Origin of the sequence: Vibrio mytili (assembly GCF_049563345.1) — a bacterium.
GTDB lineage: Bacteria > Pseudomonadota > Gammaproteobacteria > Enterobacterales > Vibrionaceae > Vibrio > Vibrio mytili.
This window is the reverse complement of the sequence record NZ_CP110482.1, coordinates 416,471-434,928: the sequence shown is the minus strand read 5'-3', so window position 1 is coordinate 434,928 and position 18,458 is coordinate 416,471. Positions and strand designations below refer to the sequence as shown.

Genomic DNA, 18,458 nt, shown 5'->3' with positions numbered 1-18,458 from the left:
ATAATCTCAAGATGAGAAGAATTGGTACCGACAAATTCGGCAGATTTTAAAGAGGGTCAAATAATGGAAATGAATATGGTTGAGTTTTTAGGTTACGCTGCTTCAATCATGGTTGCGATCTCGCTAACAATGAAAGATATCGTTAAACTGCGTATCTTAAACTTTATCGGTTGTGGACTATTTACGGCGTATGGCCTGATGATTGACGCTTGGCCCGTCGTTCTAACTAACGGTTTCATCGCATGTGTTAACGTGTATTTCCTTGCTAAAATGCAGCAAGAAAAGAAAAACCTGCAGCCAGAAAACGCGTAGTAAAAATTAGATCAACAACAATTTTACAACGGCCTGTCAGTATATCGCTGACAGGCCGTTTTTGTTTGAGCCAGTTTTTATTTAATTGAGTTTTTACTTAAGCCAATAGCAAAACCTTAGTCTTCATAGACTTAGCAGTTAGGCTTCGCAAGAGTGATTGGTTTATTGCTCGGTCTGTGTATACTGAATCTAGATTTAGACTAAAGGAGATAATCATGAATATAGGTGCCGTTGCTAAGCTTACAGGGCTTTCATCTAAATCCATTCGCTTGTATGAAGACAAAGGGATTATCTCGCCACCAGCACGAAGTGATTCTGGCTATCGCGAGTACTCAGAGAATCACATTCAAGAGCTCAACTTAGTATCACGAGCGAAGGGAGCTGGCTTCTCGCTGCAAGAGTGCAAAGAGTTTGTTCACCTCGCTCATGACCCAAATAGAAAAAGCAGCGAAGTAAAAGCACGCACCATGGATAAATTGAAAGAGGTGGAATTAAAGATTTCGCACTTAATGGAAATCAAACAACAGCTAGAGAGTTGGGTGTCGTCATGCCCAGGGGATGGGAAACGTCGTTGCCCAATCATGGATGAACTGACGAAATGACGAGACGCGCACTGTTTCGTTATACCACGATGCTCTGCCAGACTTCGCCAGGTTATTTAAATAATGGATTTCACACTGCCGCGCTCAACCAAAGTCGGCTCTAACTCGATAACTTGAGCTTGGTCTGATTTATCATCGAGTTTACGTAGCAAGGTCTCGACTGCAACTTGACCAAGACGATATTTCGGTTGATGAATGGTTGTCAGCGAGGGAGACATAAATTTCGCAATGTGAATGTCATCATAACCAATGATCGAAACATCATCAGGTATCTTAATGCCAAGCTCATTCGCTGCATTGATAACGCCCATCGCCATCATGTCATTGGAAACAAACACCGCTGTGGGCAGCGCTCCACGCTGTACAATTTTTGTAAACGCCTGATATCCCCCTTCACATTCGAAGTCTGCTTCAACAATCCAATCTTTATTGAACGACAGTCCGGCTTCATTCATCGCCCTTTTGTACCCTTCATAGCGCATTTGTGCTTGATGCTTAATGAGCGGACCAGTAATACACCCAATCTCTTTGTGACCGCTATCAATCAGGTATTTTGTGGCCATATATCCACCACGCAATGAGTTATCTTGAATCTTATCACTGGTAAATAACATCGGGCCCCAGTCCATGACAACAACAGGAATATCAGGGTAACGCTCAAATACTTCTATACGCTCCCCTTCTAATGAGGAACACATCAAAATTAAACCATCAACACGTTTTTGCAATAGCGTATTAATGGACTCTCGCATGCGTTCGTTATCGCCTTCGGTGTTACATAAAATAAGACTGTAACCTTTGAGATAACAACTGCGCTCAACACCTTTTACTACTTCACCAAAAAACGGGTTAGTAGAAGTGGTGACCAACATGCCAAACGTTTTGGTTCTGTTGACTTTAAGACTACGCGCCAAAGCCGATGGCGCGTAATAATTGAGTTCCTTAGCCGCGTTATTGACTCGTTCAGAAATCTCTTCACTGACAAAGCGAGTTTTATTAATAACATGACTAACGGTTGACGTAGAAACACCGGCCAGTTTTGCGATGTCTTTCATTGTAGCCATGTTATCTGCTCCTTGTTATTGGACTTTCGCCAGAAAATTATTCACTTCTTCGCGAGTAGGAATCGATGTCTGTGCACCAAAGCGAGTAACGGATATCGCCGCTGCTGCATGCGCGAACTTAATCGCTGATTCTAATGGTAAATCCTCCAATAGACCAGTCACAAGCGCCCCGTTGAAGGTATCGCCAGCGGCTGTAGTGTCGGTGGCTTCTACACGAAAACCCGGAATGATGTCTCCACGACCATTTTGACTCAACCACACGCCTTTCGCTCCCAGCGTGATCATCACGATTTCGATGCCTTTTGAATGCAAAACATTCGCGGCTTCCTGAGCACTATCGTTATCAGTAACGGTCACTCCTGTTAGTACTTCTGCCTCGGTTTCGTTAGGGGTGATGACATCAATACACGCTAATAGCTCATCGGACAATTCACGGGCTGGCGCAGGATTCAATATCACATTAGTTTTTGCAGTTTTTGCAATACGGGCCGCCTTCTCAATCGCGCAAATTGGCGTTTCTAGTTGCATCAACAAATAGTTGGCTTGACGAATACGCGCTAAATCCGGGTCTATGGCGTCAGAGGTTAACTTCGCGTTTGCCTCGGCTGAAATACAAATTGTGTTCTCACCACTGTCTGACACTTGAATCATGGCAATACCTGTAGGACAGTTGGGCTGCATCTTAACGCCTGAAATATCAATACCGTCCATTTTGAAATTTTCGCGAATATTAATGCCAAATGAATCGTCACCAACACACGCGATAAAACCAATATCTGCCCCTAAACGTGCAGCGGCGACAGCTTGATTCGCCCCCTTCCCACCTGGGATAACTTGATAGTTGTGACCATGAAGCGTCTCGCCTGGGCGAGGAAAAGAAGGCACTTGAAGAACATGGTCAGCGTTAACACTACCTAATACCACTAACTTATTCATACGGTTATCCTCAGTTCTGAATGAACCCTGTTTGAAAACTGTTTGTTGAAAAAATAGATGACGTTGGCTTCTCACACCTAAAGGAAATAGAGGAAAAGGCAATGGCATCCATTCTTGCCCTCCCTTCTGAAACGACAGAAGTAAACAGAAGAGAGAGCAAAGAAATCAGAACTCGTTATTTATCATTCCGCTTATTTTGTAACGACTTTCAACGGTACAGGAATGTACTCCTCAACTTTTTCGCCTTTGAGTACTTTGTCTGCTGTTTCGATACCAAGAGAACCAATGAGATCAGGTTGTTGTGCAATCGTCGCTGCAAGTTTGCCTCGGTTTACCGCTGCAATACCGTCGTCGGTACCATCAAAACCAACAATCGTCACATCCTTGCCTGAAGCCTGAACCGCACGCAGTGCACCTAGTGCCATTTCATCATTCTGTGCAAATACAGCCTGCACATCTGGATTGGCTGCTAATAGGTTTTCCATTACATTCAGACCCTTAGTTCGGTCGAAGTCCGCTGGTTGACTGGCTAGCAGCTCCATATCACTACTCTTAACCGCAGTCATAAAGCCTTCACCACGTTCACGCGCAGCTGAAGTACCCGCGATGCCTTCTAGCTGAATAACTTTTGCTTTTTCGCCGACTTTTTCCATGATGTAATGACCCGCCATTTCACCACCAATAACATTATCTGAAGCGATGTGGCTAACAACGTCACCACGACTCGCACCACGATCCAGAGTCAGCACCGGGATATTTGAACGGTTCGCCATACGGATCGCATTCGATACTGCATCAGAGTCTGTTGGATTGATCAGAATGGCCTTCACCCCGCGAACCGTGAGATCTTCAACGTTAGACAGTTCTTTACTCGGGTCATTTTGCGAGTCGAGAACAATCAGATCGTATCCCAGTTCCTTCGCTTTTGATTCCGCACCATCTTTCATCGAAACAAAGAAAGGGTTATTCAAAGTGGATACGACAATCGCCATTGTATCTTGTGCCTGAGCAGCCACAGATACAGTAGAAGAAAGCAGCGCAGCAGAGATAAGTGTTGCCAATTTTTTCATCGTTCTAGTCCTTTATGTAGGGGGGAGTCAGCCAGTTAGCTGACTCGGTTTTTATTTAGGATTTAATACAAAGTGATCAGAGTAATTTCAATTACTTATTTTTGTTGTCGACAAGTACCGCCAGCAGAATCACGACGGCTTTCGCGATCATTTGGTAGTAGCTAGAGACATCCAATAGGTTGAGCGCGTTATTCAAGAAACCAATGATTAAAGCACCAATCAGAGTTCCCATGATTCGTCCTTTACCGCCCATCAGGCTTGTTCCACCCAATACAACGGCTGCGATGGCATCAAGCTCATACCCCATACCTGCCGTCGGTTGCGCAGAAGAAAGACGTGACGTCACAATAATGCCCGCAAGTGCAGCCAACATACCGCAAATCGCATATACACCCATCTTAACTCGGTCAACATTGATGCCCGATAGTCGAGTCGCTGATTCATTACCGCCTAGTGCGTAAACATAACGGCCGAAGCGTGTGTGATTAAGTAAATACCATGCTGCTGCAAACACCACTACCATCAACCATACTGGCACTGGAATACCTAAAGCGTAACCGGTACCGAACCATGCAAACGCATCTGCGGTATCGGTAAAACCTGTCGAAATTGGGCGTCCTTCGGTGTAAACCATAGTGACACCGCGTAATAACGTCATGGTAACCAGCGTTGCAATAAACGCCTGAACTTTACCTTTTGCAATGATAATACCGCTGATTGCACCTAAAGCTGCCCCCGCAAGTAACGCTGTAGGCACGGCAATCAACACTGGCACTTCCATTGCAATCAAACTTGCAGCAAATGCTCCACATAACGCCAGTACAGAGCCAACACTTAAGTCGATGCCAGCGGTCAATATCACCAACGTCATCCCCACTGCGATGATCGCGTTAACGGATGTTTGACGTAGAATATTAAGAATGTTGTCAACCGTAAAAAAGTTCGGGTTCAAAAATGACACGACAACAATTAGGAATATCAGCGCAATCAATGATTTTTGCTCTATCAGCCACTCTTTAGTGAAGAACTTTCTGCTCTCTGCTTGCGCCGGTTTACTCATGGTATTGGTACTCATGCTGCTTCCTCATTAATATTTTTGCCTACTGCACAAGCGAGTAGTTTTTCTTGATCAGCGACTTTCGCATCAAATTCGCCCGTGATACGACCTTCATGCATGACAAGAATGCGATCACTCATCCCAAGCACTTCTGGCATCTCTGACGACACTAAGATGATGCTCATGCCTTCGGCTTTAAATTTATTGATTAACTGATAAATCTCTTTTTTTGCACCAACGTCGACTCCGCGGGTTGGCTCATCAAGAATCAATACTTTCGGCTTTGTCATTAGACCTTTTGCAATGGCCACTTTCTGCTGGTTGCCCCCAGAAAGGTTGCCAATGATTTGGTCGCGGCTTGGTGTTTTGATATTAAATAGCTTGATAAAGTCTTCGACCGCCATGACCTCGTCGCCATGTTGGATCTGGAATCCATTGGTTAATTTATCTAAAGAGCACAATGACATGTTCTCTTTCACTGACAGACCTAAAACTAAACCATCACCTTTTCGGTCTTCCGAAATATACGCAATACCGTTAGCTAGGCCATCTTGCGGGCTGACGGGGTTAATGGTTTTGTTCTCAAGGTTTATCACACCGCGCTCACTTGGTAATGCACCGTAGATAACCTTCATCAACTCAGTTCGCCCAGCGCCCATCAAGCCAGATATTCCTAGGATTTCGCCACGCTTTAGCGTAAAGCTCACGTCCTGGACTCCTGACCCCGTTAATCCAATAACTTCAAGACAAGTTTCGCCATGTGTCGCGGCAATACGTGGGTATTGCTCTTCTAATTTACGCCCAACCATCATTTCGATAAGACCATCTTCATTGGTATCAGACACCTGACACTCTCCAATGAACTTACCATCGCGAAGCACAGTAATATCGTCACAGATTTCAAAGATCTCTTTTAAACGATGCGAGATGTAAACAATGCCACAGCCCTGAGCACGAAGTTCTCTAATCACCTTAAACAACGACTCAGTTTCCGTATCGGTCAACGCATCCGTTGGCTCATCCATAATGATGACTTTGGATTCAAAAGAGAGAGCTTTGGCAATTTCCACCATTTGCTGCTCACCCAGACTTAAGTCCCCAAGTAACGTTTTCGCACTGTGTTTAACATTCAGACGCTGCAGAAGCTTATCGGCCTCTTGATACATTTTGTTCCACTGAATTCGCCCCAATGGGCTTGTGAACTCGCGGCCTAAGTAAATGTTTTCAGCGATCGTCAGCTCGGGGATTAAATTAAGCTCTTGGTGAATGATACTAATACCCGCCTCTTGAGAGTCTCTTGGCCCTTTAAATGACGCTGACTTAGATTGGTATTCAATGCTGCCAGAATCCATGTGATAGATACCGGTAAGCACTTTCATCAACGTGGATTTTCCTGCGCCGTTTTCCCCCATTAGAGCCATCACACGGCCTGGGTAAACATTCAGACTGGCTTTATCGAGTGCCTTAACACCAGGAAATGCTTTTTCAATCTCGCTGAGTCGTAGGATTGCTTGAGTCATAATTTGTCCTCAATTAGTCTGGCTTAAAAAGCGACACCGGCTTGGAAAATGACGTTAGCATAAGGTGTACACTCGCCAGTACGAACCACCGCACGACTTTGAGTAGTGCGCTGTTTGAATGCCTCGTGAGATACGTAACAGATTTCAATCGGCTTACCAGCTTTATCACTTTCTCGGTTCAGCTCTGTCAATAACGCTTCATGCAGTTCTGGGCTCACTAGAGAAAACTCTTCCGCTAAGATGACGCTTTCAATTTGCGATTCTGACAAAATCACTCGAACGGTATCTAAAAAACTCGGGACACCATGAGTTAACGCCAGATCGATTCGTTGCACGTGATCCGGAATGGGTAAACCAGCATCACAAACGGTGAACTCATCGGTATGGCCAAGTGTGGCCACTAAATAAGAAACATCGGCGTTAATTAGGCTACTTTTTTTCATCTTCTCATCGACCTTCAATTACAAGTTCATACAACGATGGGGCTCTGAACTAAGCGACTTTCTTTATTAACAGAAAACTCATCGAAACGTTTCGATAGAATATAAAATCGATGAATGAATTTGACTACCATCAGTCTTCTAGGGTGTGAGAATGATCAGCGTTATAACGTATGAGACAGGCGAAAAAACCACCCAAGTCACACTTTGCCATCGAAACGTTTCGATAGCTATGCATGAAAAAAGCAGTAGACGACTAGGTTGAGTTTTTTTAACCATTCTCTTTGTCCAATGGCTGAGAAAAGCCTGACGTATAAGTTAATAAAGGTTAAAAATCGCCCCACTTTTCATATAAAATTGTTATTTATCTGCGCGAAGCCTTACAATCTCGTTACGTTAAAAGAATCGCTATGCGCGTTCCATACCTTTACGGTAAGCAACGTTTGTAAGGACACAAACAGAATTTAAAGAGCCAGAATGAAATTAAGCCATAGAGTCATTTTACTAGTCACGCCAGTTATCTTAGTGAGCGCGCTTGTATCCAGCTACATCATCTATAGCATCCAAAAAGTTACGCTCATTAAACGAGAAGATAGCTACATACAGCTGCAAATGGAAAAGCTCGCTGGACAATTTAGACAAGCAAATATCTTTCTCAATAGCTACGCTTACACGTTGGGTAAAAGTGATGTATTGCAGGACTTTTTACTCAACTACAACAATCCATATAGAGAAAGAGTTCTGTTTTCTCGCCTTGAAGAAACAGCGGATGTATTAAGTCATGGCTATCATGGTGATACCAGCATGGCCATTCTCAATGGCAAAAAAGACCTAATGTACTACACCGACAATCAATTTTATGATTCGACAAGTGAGGTAGACCCTAAGGTTTTAGATTACATATCAACGCAATACGAAAAGACCAAAGCGTTTGATCATACAAGTTTTATTTATAATTCTAGCGGGCAAAGTGTTTTGCTTCGTTACGAGGTTATCGATAAACGTACAGGAAAACAGCCGCTGAGTTTCGACCCTCATAATGCCTTTTTTGTCGTCGTTTCGGTGTCTTTAGAAGCATTTAGTGATATAAAACACGAAATCGAATTCGATACTCACAGCATAATTACCTTTGCAGATAAGCCGATCCACCTGGATATCCCATTAGCTCAAACCATTGAGTTACTCCCCCACTTTTTCGCGATCTTATCTCCTGCCGAATACCTGATGTGGAATAAAGTCGATAAAGTCTGGCTAGAACTTGCACTCTCGTTTGGTGTAGCCGCGCTTTTAACCATAGCGCTCATCGTGTTAATTCTCTATCGATATGTCCTGCATCCGGTTTCACATCTCGACAAGCAACTTAGCGAAATAGAATTAAATCAACGCGACAACATCGATAAACTAGGAACAGACGACGAAATTGGACGCCTTTCATCCCGTTTCTTCGACATGTATAAAGAGCTGGATACGATATACAGAAAAACAAAGCACTTAGCTGAAACGGATCATTTAACGCAGCTTGCCAATCGACATCGATTTCAAGAACTGGCAAACCGCGAACTCGCCGCGCCTTCTGAAAACTTTTGGGTTATTTATATCGACTTAGATAACTTCAAATACGTCAATGATAAATACGGGCATGAGCTTGGTGACGAGTTATTGAAAACCTTTTCAGCACATATTAAAAACATTTGTCAGAAGTTCTCCTACGACTATAACAGCCCCTGCTTCGGTGCACGTCTGTCTGGCGATGAGTTTGCGATCCTTCTTAGCTCAGACCAAAGTGATGAAAACATTCCGGATTTACTCGCTTTAGAGCTCCTAAGTCCAATTAACAATTTAAAGCATTCATGGAGTCGCTCTTTCCCTGTTACCGCAAGTATTGGTATCGCGAGTTACCCTCAAGATGGCACCGACATTGCCAAATTACTATCCAACGCGGACGCCGCCATGTACCAAGCGAAGCGCGCGGGTAAAAACCAATTCGCTCATTTCTCAGCCGAACTGAATATTAAAGCGCAGAGACGAAGCCAAATAGAGCGAGGTTTGAGAAAGAGTAACGTTGAAGAAGAGTTCCAACTGGTCTTTCAGCCATATTTAAACACTAGTAACAATGAAATTGAAGGACTCGAAGTCTTGTTGCGCTGGGAGGCAAAAGGGATAGGTATTGTTCCTCCGGCTGAATTTATTCCTATCGCGGAACAAGCTGGGCTGTTCGAAAAGATAGACCGATGGGTGTTTGCTAACGCTATTCGGGAATATCACAAACTGAAAAACATTTTTGGCCGGGAGATTATCCTCTCGATCAACCTTTCGTCAGCAGAACTAAATTCACTCGACATGGCGAATTATATTCATTCCCATGTTACTGAGAATAATGTGAAGCCAGAGTGTATCGAGCTCGAAATCACAGAAACCTTTGCAGCCGTCAAACAAGGTACTGCACTGCTTGATGAGTTATCAAAGCTTGGTTATCGACTTGCGATTGATGACTTTGGTTCTGGCTATACATCGCTTACACAACTTGTTCAATACCCTGTACAAAAAATCAAATTCGATCGCGAGTTTCTGCTGGCATTAATGAAGAGCAATAATGGGCATGTCATAAAACCTATAATCGACCTGTGCCACGCGCAAAACAAGAAAGTCACCGCCGAAGGCATTGAACATGATGTCATGCACGAATGGTTAGCAAGTTATCACTGCGACTTTATGCAGGGTTATCTCTTCGCAAAACCAATGACCAGACAACAACTTGGGCAGTGGTGGCAATCAACAAGTGATGATATTTCACCTAACAACTTCGATCCTAAATTTGGCACCCTAGTTTAAACATGGCGTATACCAATCACAGTAAATAAGTGGTCAGAAATAACGCAGGGAAAATGACCAGTTATTTACTACGATTGGTAATACTGTGAGTAAGTCACCTTCTCACTCATAGTGTTGGATACGGGTTATTCCTTGGAGACGACTGAGTTAAAAACTCGTAGGTATCTCACTCCCTAAAAACTCACTTCTAATAACTTACTTCTAATCACTGACTCCAAAGTAAATAGACAACACCGTGCATATTGATTGTGCAGCAATAGATTGTTACGACTTAAATCACAAACTTAAACTTTTTTACCTATCTAACAACTAAAATAAACATATTGAAATCAATAAGAATTTTGTTTTCAACATCATAAAAACAATGTTTTTTAACTTATTGGTAACGAATCAGTGGTTTTACCTATCGATTAAATAATATAGTATCTGTCTTTAAGGTTTTAATAATAAAATTAAAACTTAAAATTAATAAATGATTTCAATGACTTAATCTACTGCACATATTAACAGTGGTTTTTAACTTTGCCAGAAAACAACATAACGTAACGTTAATGACTTGACGGTAAAGAAAACTATTTAGGTAAGTAGTTGTTATTAAGTTGAAACATAATATTGTATTTTAAAATCTCACTTATCGACGAAAACTCGTCAACAAGTGATTTAATGGGATGGTATGACAATGAATCCTAGACAGTATGCATCATTACGCACAATAAGCGTAAATGGAGCGAAGGATACATTGGTATACATGATGTATTAACGGGTGCACGAAGCAGTCGATAAGTTTGTAACACCATAGACTTTTTATTAAACCAAAATGAACAAATTATTCTTATTATTGATATGGACATTGTTGTCTTTTTCTCCCTTCTCTTTCGCAAATAATTCGAATAACAAGGTTGAGAATCACTTCTCTGAACAACAAGTTAAACAGAAATACAAAGAAGCCAAATTAGAGGGCGTCTTAGACTTTAAATTATTCCGCGAAGCTTATCTCGCTTATAAGAAAACAAAGGGAAAGAAGAAGCCGGTTCTAACCATAATTGATTACAGTAAACCATCTACGCAAAAGCGATTTTATGTTGTTGATTTAGATAAAAGAAAGCTCATCTATAACACTTATGTTTCCCATGGTGTAAATAGTGGTAAGAAAACCGCCACTAAGTTTTCTAATATCGTAAACTCACGAAAAACATCACTGGGTACCTTCTTAACCGACACGACTTATTACGGATCGAACGGTTATTCGCTTCGTCTAGACGGATTAAGTTCAGGCATTAATGACAAGGCTCGTGAGCGTTATATTGTGGTTCATGGTGCAGACTACGCCAACCCGTCTTTCATAAAAAAGAACGGCTACTTAGGCCGCAGTTGGGGCTGTCCCGCTTTGCCAAAACAACTTTCAAGAGAGATTATCGACACGATAAAAGGTGGCAGCGTGATTTACGCGGCCGCTTAACCTTTCAAACATTTCGCTGATTCAAATTTTTGATTCAAACTGTCGGGCGTCTAGGGTCAACAGGCCCTAGCTCTCTGACAAAAAGCCTGCTTTTAAGTTAATCAGTGGCGACTCTCTTCTACCCTTGAAAGCATTGCTACCAACACTCTTCCTTCTACACTTTGCAGTGATTTGTGTATATTCGTTACTGCACTCTATTCATATCACTTTCATCTCGTTAAAATATGTGCCGTTGATCAGATTCCAACTTCCGTTTGAACTAATCCGGATAGTAAATGATCGAAAATATGTGTTAATAATGCGAACTTTAAGCCAGTGCTAAGTATTCCTATTTACGATTCACTGCCATTAGTATCGTGCATTCACAGATAATAAAAGCGACTCGAGATCGATATTATGCCAAGACTCAACAAGGCCCAAGTAACAGCTATAACCCTACTCTCTACAGTGTTTTCTTGCATGGCGGTGGCCGACGTCAAGTTAGAACAGCTGAACAACAGCACACTGATAGAGTGTGCAAATGTCTCGAATCATCACAGTGCTATTCCCGAACATAGAGCAATGTTCAGACATTATTTGATGTCAGAAAGAAACTTTAGCTTTAGCCAGCTTTCCTCTTCTGAACTTGAATTTAAATCCGCCAGACGAGATGATTCTGAAGTAAAGCAAACCTATCAAAACCAGTGTAAAGAGGTCGGAGAGTACCTCTACAACATTGGGTACTAAGTTAAGCACGTGTACGTTTCCTAACAGACTTTCGCCACTTCGCTTAAATTACATAATCTCAGTACCAATAAACGGCGCAATCTCTGCGCCTTTGTTGTGTTTTGGGCTGCTTTACTTAACTATCCCTTGGCTGTTTGGGTATGACAGTGAGCAACTATCAAACTCTCATCCAACACTTAGTTCACTTAAACAGCAAGTGGGTGGTTTTTTATGCAAACAACAAACAATTGATGAGAAAAGACTTTTCTTTTTGATTCATTGTGGCATATTACACACATCCTTTCGGTTCACGGTCTAAGTCACCCTAAGGACAACATATCAATGCGTACTTCGTATAATGGCTATTACCTCAGCCTTCCAAGCTGATGATGCGGGTTCGATTCCCGCAGTACGCTCCAATATTCTCTATTCTCTCAGAAAGTAAAACCAGTCGCTCTCATCAACTTGTCATTATCTTGAATAACAACATTGCTTAAAGCACTAACACATTACGTCTGGTTCGGCACTCAAAAAGCACAGCTAGCGTTGAGCAAAATAACACTTCAATTAACCAGTCGTCTTTCTTATTCAACTGCCTTACTTGTTCAACTGCCTTAAGTTTGCAATGGTTTCTGATAAGTTTTCCTTAGTCGTTTGGAGCTGAGATTCATCAACACCTTGTTGAGCGTCCAGCAACACCTTTGCAGCTATTTCTTTGCCTTTCTCTACAACACAAAGCGCTTTTTCTGACAAGCTTACTATTTTGCTACGACTGTCATGGGGTGAGCGTCGACGTTCTATCCAACCACGCTTTTCTAAACAATCTATCGAACGACTAACGCTCGATTTTTCTAAATACAGCAATTCACTGATCTGATTTTGAGTCATAGGTTCATGAGTACTTAGTGCTAGAATCACTCCCCACTGTTCAGCGGTCATATCGATACCAGCCTGCTTAAAGCGAGACGTGAGTAATCGGTTAAAGAGTCGACTCGCTAGGCCGGTAAGATAACCTAGTGATTGCTGTTGACTGTAGCTTTTCAATTTTAATCTCAACTATGATTCGATTCATATCATTGCATATACAACTGTATGAATTTATGTCAAATAAAAACCAACATTGTCGCTAGTATACACTGAAACCCAATCTATGTACTTCGTAGGCGTATAGACTACTCTTTCACATGCCGATCAATTGCTACAACTTGAAACGTTAACGATGGATACCCTGCCACTTGAGTGATGTAGGTTAACCAATTCGCGTAAGCAGAATAAAGCTACTCGATAGACATAATAAAAGAGGGTAGGAAAACCTACCCTCTTCTTAATTCCATAATTTAAGCACTTAGATTATGGTCTCGATAACGTTCTGAGCGAATGCGTTACTTAAGTGCCTGAAATTGATCCCACGCTTTTGTCACTTCATCACCGTTTGCAGGGTACTGAACGCCGTCTAGTTCATAACCAGAACGAAGTGCGTTGATCACATACAACACTGCTTGCTTCGAAGGCTGACCCGATGGTTTTACGAACTTAACCAATCGAGTGGTTGCTGGACCAGTGCCAGTGTTACATTTGATTTCTTGAATAACACCGTCTGGAGACTCACCTGCAATCGTCAACTTCAGCTTCTTACCGTCTTGTTCTTTACATTGCTTAACAAAGGTTTCTGAGTCGCCTGACTCAAACACTTCAACCGTCTTGTCTTTGCGGATGATGAAACGTTGATTCACGCCTGTTTCAGGAAGTTTAAAATCATACATCAAGACACCTGAAATATCGTCGACAAGAGCACCTTTAAACTCGGCAGTTTGTAAATCAGCTGCCTGAACAGCAGAAGCAGAAAGTGCGCCTAGTAGAGCGATAGATAGTGCTAATTTACGCATGTTTTATTCCTTATAGTATTGAGGGAATTAAGTGTGAACCACCACAGCTGCGACCAGTATCATTGAGTACTAGGCCATTTCTATAAGCAGCCAGTTTTGGCGGTACATGAAGATAAACATCCGCATTTCCACCGGTGGTAGCGACCATTTAATCATATACGCACTCGACGAAGAAATGTTCTAATTAAATTTAATAATATTAAAAGCCATTAAAATCAACACATTGGAATTTTAACCATGTGAAAAATATTGGTTAAAAAAGCGGTAGACTGACTTTCTGGGCACACTGCAGCGCCTCCCACCCGTCTCAAAAATTGGGCATGTGATAAAACAATACTTCAGCTTTCTTTCTAACACCCTCAAGTTGTTTACAATGTAATGAGTTGGTACTTCACCGTAGGATGAAAGCCAGCCAACCGAGAGTAGCTTCAAACGGAGTTCAGTAATATCGAATCAATCATAAGTGAGTTCTATGTTCGAAAAAGTGATTTCCTTTTTAGAAATGCCACTGTTTACCTTTAATGGGCAACCTATTACATTGTGGGCGATTCTTGCGGTCCCCGCTTGGATTATTATCAGCCTATGGATAGCCAAAGTGCTCATCAAAGCGGTGACATCCAGAATGGCCTCTTCAGGTAAAGATCCTAACCTTATTCACCTCATTCAGCGAATTCTGTTTGTACTCGCGCTGGCCATTATCTTTTTGACCACCCTATCGATGATTAATGTGCCCATCACTGCGTTTGCATTTTTGTCCGGTGCTATCGCCATTGGCTTTGGTTTTGGTGCGCAAAACATCATTAACAACTTTATAAGCGGCTGGATCCTCATTGGTGAAAAGCCAATACGAATTGGTGACTTTTTAGAAGTAGAAGGCGCAAAGGGAACGGTCGAACAGATAAACACCCGCTCAACACGGATTCGGCGAGTAGACGGGGTTCACATGTTAATACCAAACAGCCAACTGATAGAAAATGCGGTGATTAACTGGACGTTATGCGACAAGCTCGTAAGAGCAACAGTTGTTGTCGGTGTTGCTTATGGCAGCGACGTTAAGTTAGTCGCCAAACTCATGCAAGAAGTCACCTCCAAACAGCCACAAGTACTTGATAGCCCTAAGCCGGAGGTCTTTTTTCAAGATTTTGGTGATAGCGCACTTATTTTTGAAAGCTACTTTTGGCTAAAATCGTCGATCGAGGGCGGTTCATCATTTGATCGGGGAGTTCGACAAGTTTCTAGCCAAATACGTTTCGAGATTGACGAAATTTTCAAAGAGCACAATATCGAAATTTCCTTCCCTCAACGCGATGTGCATATTGACGGGGAAATTAAAATCGCTCGCGGCAAGCGATAAGCTAACCAACTAACCAGCCCCTTGCGAGAAGGGGCTCATACAACGCTTTCGACTACATATCATGGTCCGGCATAGGGTCAAGCACCGTACCATTTACAGTCCCCACAGAGAATGGGTTTTATTAAAAATAATAATGATAAAAAATCCTTAAAAACAAAATATTACTTCACTATATTCGATATACCGATGCGCTTCTCGACCTCAAAAATTGCCGCAAATTAGACCTGTTTTTTTAACTCAACTGGGTATACTGATGAAAAGAAAAACAGAAAAGAAAGGAAGCAGTGTGAATATTTGTTTTGACAGCGTTGTTGCCACCCGTGGGACATCAACCCTTTGTATCGACGATTGGGAAATCGAAAAAGAAACGTCTTGGGGTATATTCAGTGCCGAGGGGGATATTGGCTCACTACTTGGAGACCTGCTTTGTGGCGAACTCGCTCTCTCCAGTGGCTCGCTTGACCGAAATGGATTAAAAATAGCTCAAGTATCGTTATCAGAACAGCAACGTCTGTTGGATATTGAGCTGTCAAAAGATGATACTGACTTTATGGATCGCATTGATCAGGGCACTACCGTCTATTCCCTGATTTTTGAACGCTGTCAGTGCGCAGAAATAACCCAAACACTTATCACCGAGTTAGATCTCGTTCACCTTCAAAATAGCGGCTTTCGCGTCTTATCAACGGGAGAAACCAGGAGAGTCATGCTTGCTCGTGCTCTCGCAACAAAACCCGACTTAGTTTTGCTTGATAACCCTTTTACAGGTTTAGACATTGAACACCGCGCCGCCTTAGCACAATATCTGCATACACTATCTCGCTCCGTACAAATGCTCATTACCTTTTCTCGTGAATCAGATATTCCCGACTGGCTTGACTGTGTCGCTCTGTTTAATGCCGGTAAGCTCGACAGCACAATGGATAAAAAAAGTTGGGACACCCACCCTATTATTGAACAGATTGCGTCTCAATCTAATCAGCAAAGTGACGAGATGATGGCTTTAATACGCCGACATCAACACGACTCACACTTCGAAAATCCCATCTTTGAACTCAAGAATGGCAACGTAGAGTACACAGACAAAAAGATATTTACTGGTTTAGACTGGCGCATTGACAAAGGGCAACATTGGCAAGTGAAAGGGCCAAATGGCTGTGGTAAAAGCACTCTGCTTGGGCTGATATTTGGGGACCATCCGCAGTGTTACAGCAATGACATCCACATTTTTGGTAAAAAAAGGGGCTCGGGCGAAAGCATTTGGGAGATCAAACAACACATCGGCATGGTTTCTTCTGCTTTACACCTTCAATATCGTGTTAATTGTACTGCGCTGGAAGTCATTATATCTGGATTTTACGATTCTATTGGTGTTTATAGTCAGCCTACAAAAAAAGAAGTGGAAATCGCAAAAGAGTGGCTCGATATTCTGCACATGAATCAGTATAAAAAAACGTCGTTCCGCCAACTGGAGTACGGTCAACAACGATTGCTGTTGATAGCGAGAGCCATTGTTAAACAGCCAACTTTATTGATTTTGGACGAGCCTTACCAAGGGTTAGACTTTTTGGGTCGTCGTTTAGTCAAAAATACATTAGAGCTTATCGCGCGAGAAAATCTAAGCCAACTGCTGTACGTTTCTCACTATCAGGAAGACCGTTTGGAGAGCATCAAGAATGAACTGGAGTTCATCTTTGATGAGCAAAGCCAGTGCTACCGAGCAAAATTATCCAAATCCTAAGCTTAGTGGTAATACCAATCATATGTAGCGATTGCACTGGTCTTGTTAATAGGTCACCTTTTTTAATAGGTGACCATTTCAAGAAGTGACAAATGCTATTTTGACGCACGACGTGCTTTAAGTCGCTTCACCATCGCAAGACGACGCTCCGCAGAACCTTGATCGGTTGCCGACTGGTTAGGGTTATTACGACGCCCCTGGCGGTTCTTAAATGCGGGTTTTGAATTCAATTTTTCAATGTAGGATTCACGTTGTTTTGGCTCGTAACCAGCAAGCTCAACACGGCGGATACGCTGCTGGATAAGGTTTTCAACCTGTACAACAGTTAGTTCTTCATCTCGGTTAACAAAAGACACGGCGTGACCTTGCTTACCCGCACGACCTGTGCGGCCGATTCGGTGAACATAATCTTCTGCCAAGAACGGCATATCGTAATTCACGACGTGTGGTAGATCTTCGATATCTAGGCCACGTGCCGCCACATCGGTAGCGACCATAACTCGAGACTTACCAGTTTTGAACTCTTCAAGAGCACGACGACGAGCACTTTGCGCTCGGTCGCCATGACAGACAACTGCTTTAATGCCATCCAGTTTGAGCTCTTTGACGACTTCGTTCGCCGTTTCTTTATAGTTTACGAACACCAAAACTTGTTGCCAGTTCTTACGCCCAATCAGTTCAGAGAGCAACTCCGTTTTACGCTCTTGATCAACGGGATAAAGAACATGAGCGACCGTTTGTGCGGTCGTATTCGCACGCTCTACCTCGATGCGTTTTGGTTTACGCAAAATGTCTTTGGCTAGCAGGTTCAGTTGGCTAGAGGTCGTCGCAGAAAACATCATGATTTGTGGGTCGGTATCCACATCCAGCATGATCTTTCTCACCGCATGGATGAAACCCATATCGAGAATACGGTCTGCTTCATCAAACACCAAAAACTCAAGTTGTGCGACAGAGACATTCCCTTGGTCGATGTGTTCCTCTAAACGTCCAGGTGTCGCGACAAGGATATCTACACCATTTTCCAATGCCGTAACCTGAGAAGACATTTTACGACCACCAAAGACCGCGGCGACCGATAAATCGGTATACTTGGTATACGCTTTAATGTTATCAGCAATTTGCTCGGCCAATTCGCGTGTCGGCGCCAAAACCAGAGCGCGGGCAGTTTTACGAGAAGCGTTGCGACCACTTTCTATTAACTGTTGTATCATTGGCAGAGAAAACGCGGCCGTTTTTCCTGTACCCGTTTGTGCAGTCGCGAGAATATCATGGCCTTTTCGGGCCATTGGAATCGCCTTCTGCTGAATTGGTGTTAACTTTTCATAACCACATTCTGCCAGTGCTTTAACCACTTCTGGCGAAAAACCTTGAGATGAAAATGACATTGAGCGTATTCCTTAAACAAACTACTTCAAATAGCGTAAAAATTTTAGCCGTGCACTATACCCCAATTTTAGTGTTTTATCTCACTTTTCTA

General features: G+C 42.7%; 16 protein-coding genes and 1 tRNA gene. 8 read left to right on the top strand and 9 right to left on the bottom strand.

Features of this window, described 5'->3' with window-relative positions; genetic code table 11:
• Window positions 1-63 precede the first annotated feature (63 nt).
• On the top strand, window positions 64-312 hold the full coding sequence (locus ONE56_RS15650; RefSeq protein WP_041155574.1) for a YgjV family protein: 249 nt from the start codon (window positions 64-66) through the stop codon (window positions 310-312).
• Between the two features lie 215 nt (window positions 313-527).
• A complete protein-coding gene (cueR, locus tag ONE56_RS15645) occupies window positions 528-914 on the top strand; it encodes a Cu(I)-responsive transcriptional regulator (protein WP_423841012.1) in 387 nt (128 codons plus the stop codon).
• Between the two features lie 56 nt (window positions 915-970).
• Here the strand turns inward: cueR and ONE56_RS15640 are convergent, their stop codons facing one another.
• From ONE56_RS15640 to rbsD, 6 genes are all read right to left on the bottom strand, one after another.
• Window positions 971-1,978: a substrate-binding domain-containing protein gene (locus tag ONE56_RS15640; RefSeq protein ID WP_423841011.1), complete on the bottom strand. Its 1,008-nt coding sequence runs from the start codon at window positions 1,976-1,978 to the stop codon at window positions 971-973.
• A gap of 15 nt (window positions 1,979-1,993) precedes the next feature.
• Entirely contained in the window at window positions 1,994-2,914 is a 921-nt protein-coding gene (rbsK, locus tag ONE56_RS15635; protein ID WP_423841010.1) for a ribokinase, read from the bottom strand.
• Between the two features lie 191 nt (window positions 2,915-3,105).
• A complete protein-coding gene (rbsB, locus tag ONE56_RS15630) occupies window positions 3,106-3,984 on the bottom strand; it encodes a ribose ABC transporter substrate-binding protein RbsB (protein WP_041155571.1) in 879 nt (292 codons plus the stop codon).
• A gap of 91 nt (window positions 3,985-4,075) precedes the next feature.
• Window positions 4,076-5,059 (bottom strand): ribose ABC transporter permease, encoded by a 984-nt coding sequence (gene rbsC, locus ONE56_RS15625; protein ID WP_041155570.1) that lies wholly within the window; start codon window positions 5,057-5,059, stop codon window positions 4,076-4,078.
• On the bottom strand, window positions 5,056-6,561 hold the full coding sequence (rbsA, locus tag ONE56_RS15620; protein WP_331438987.1) for a ribose ABC transporter ATP-binding protein RbsA: 1,506 nt from the start codon (window positions 6,559-6,561) through the stop codon (window positions 5,056-5,058). Before rbsA ends, rbsC begins: the two co-directional genes overlap by 4 nt.
• 23 nt (window positions 6,562-6,584) lie before the next feature.
• On the bottom strand, window positions 6,585-7,004 hold the full coding sequence (gene rbsD / locus ONE56_RS15615; RefSeq protein WP_423841009.1) for a D-ribose pyranase: 420 nt from the start codon (window positions 7,002-7,004) through the stop codon (window positions 6,585-6,587).
• A 474-nt stretch (window positions 7,005-7,478) separates the two neighbouring features.
• On the opposite strand from rbsD, the gene ONE56_RS15610 reads away from it, so the two are divergent.
• The 4 genes from ONE56_RS15610 to ONE56_RS15595 all read left to right on the top strand — a co-directional run bounded on the left by ONE56_RS15610 (window position 7,479) and on the right by ONE56_RS15595 (window position 12,416).
• Window positions 7,479-9,833, top strand: a complete 2,355-nt coding sequence (locus ONE56_RS15610) for a putative bifunctional diguanylate cyclase/phosphodiesterase (protein WP_423841008.1) — start codon at window positions 7,479-7,481, stop codon at window positions 9,831-9,833.
• An 817-nt stretch (window positions 9,834-10,650) separates the two neighbouring features.
• On the top strand, window positions 10,651-11,292 hold the full coding sequence (locus ONE56_RS15605; protein ID WP_423841007.1) for a murein L,D-transpeptidase catalytic domain family protein: 642 nt from the start codon (window positions 10,651-10,653) through the stop codon (window positions 11,290-11,292).
• 396 nt (window positions 11,293-11,688) lie between these two features.
• The gene (locus tag ONE56_RS15600) at window positions 11,689-12,018 is read left to right on the top strand and encodes a hypothetical protein (protein ID WP_041155255.1); all 330 of its coding nucleotides are present in this window, start codon (window positions 11,689-11,691) and stop codon (window positions 12,016-12,018) included.
• Window positions 12,019-12,341: 323 nt separating this feature from the next.
• A tRNA-Gly gene (locus ONE56_RS15595) sits at window positions 12,342-12,416 on the top strand.
• Window positions 12,417-12,594: 178 nt separating this feature from the next.
• Here ONE56_RS15595 and ONE56_RS15590 read toward each other — a convergent pair.
• A complete protein-coding gene (locus tag ONE56_RS15590) occupies window positions 12,595-13,041 on the bottom strand; it encodes a MarR family winged helix-turn-helix transcriptional regulator (protein WP_041155254.1) in 447 nt (148 codons plus the stop codon).
• Window positions 13,042-13,379: 338 nt separating this feature from the next.
• Window positions 13,380-13,883, bottom strand: a complete 504-nt coding sequence (locus ONE56_RS15585) for a hypothetical protein (protein ID WP_041155253.1) — start codon at window positions 13,881-13,883, stop codon at window positions 13,380-13,382.
• 472 nt (window positions 13,884-14,355) lie between these two features.
• On the opposite strand from ONE56_RS15585, the gene ONE56_RS15580 reads away from it, so the two are divergent.
• On the top strand, window positions 14,356-15,237 hold the full coding sequence (locus tag ONE56_RS15580; protein ID WP_041155252.1) for a mechanosensitive ion channel family protein: 882 nt from the start codon (window positions 14,356-14,358) through the stop codon (window positions 15,235-15,237).
• A 253-nt stretch (window positions 15,238-15,490) separates the two neighbouring features.
• Window positions 15,491-16,978: a molybdate ABC transporter ATP-binding protein ModF gene (modF, locus tag ONE56_RS15575; protein WP_423841006.1), complete on the top strand. Its 1,488-nt coding sequence runs from the start codon at window positions 15,491-15,493 to the stop codon at window positions 16,976-16,978.
• A gap of 95 nt (window positions 16,979-17,073) precedes the next feature.
• Here the strand turns inward: modF and ONE56_RS15570 are convergent, their stop codons facing one another.
• Window positions 17,074-18,366, bottom strand: a complete 1,293-nt coding sequence (locus ONE56_RS15570; RefSeq protein ID WP_423841005.1) for a DEAD/DEAH box helicase — start codon at window positions 18,364-18,366, stop codon at window positions 17,074-17,076.
• Between the last annotated feature and the right edge of the window lie 92 nt (window positions 18,367-18,458).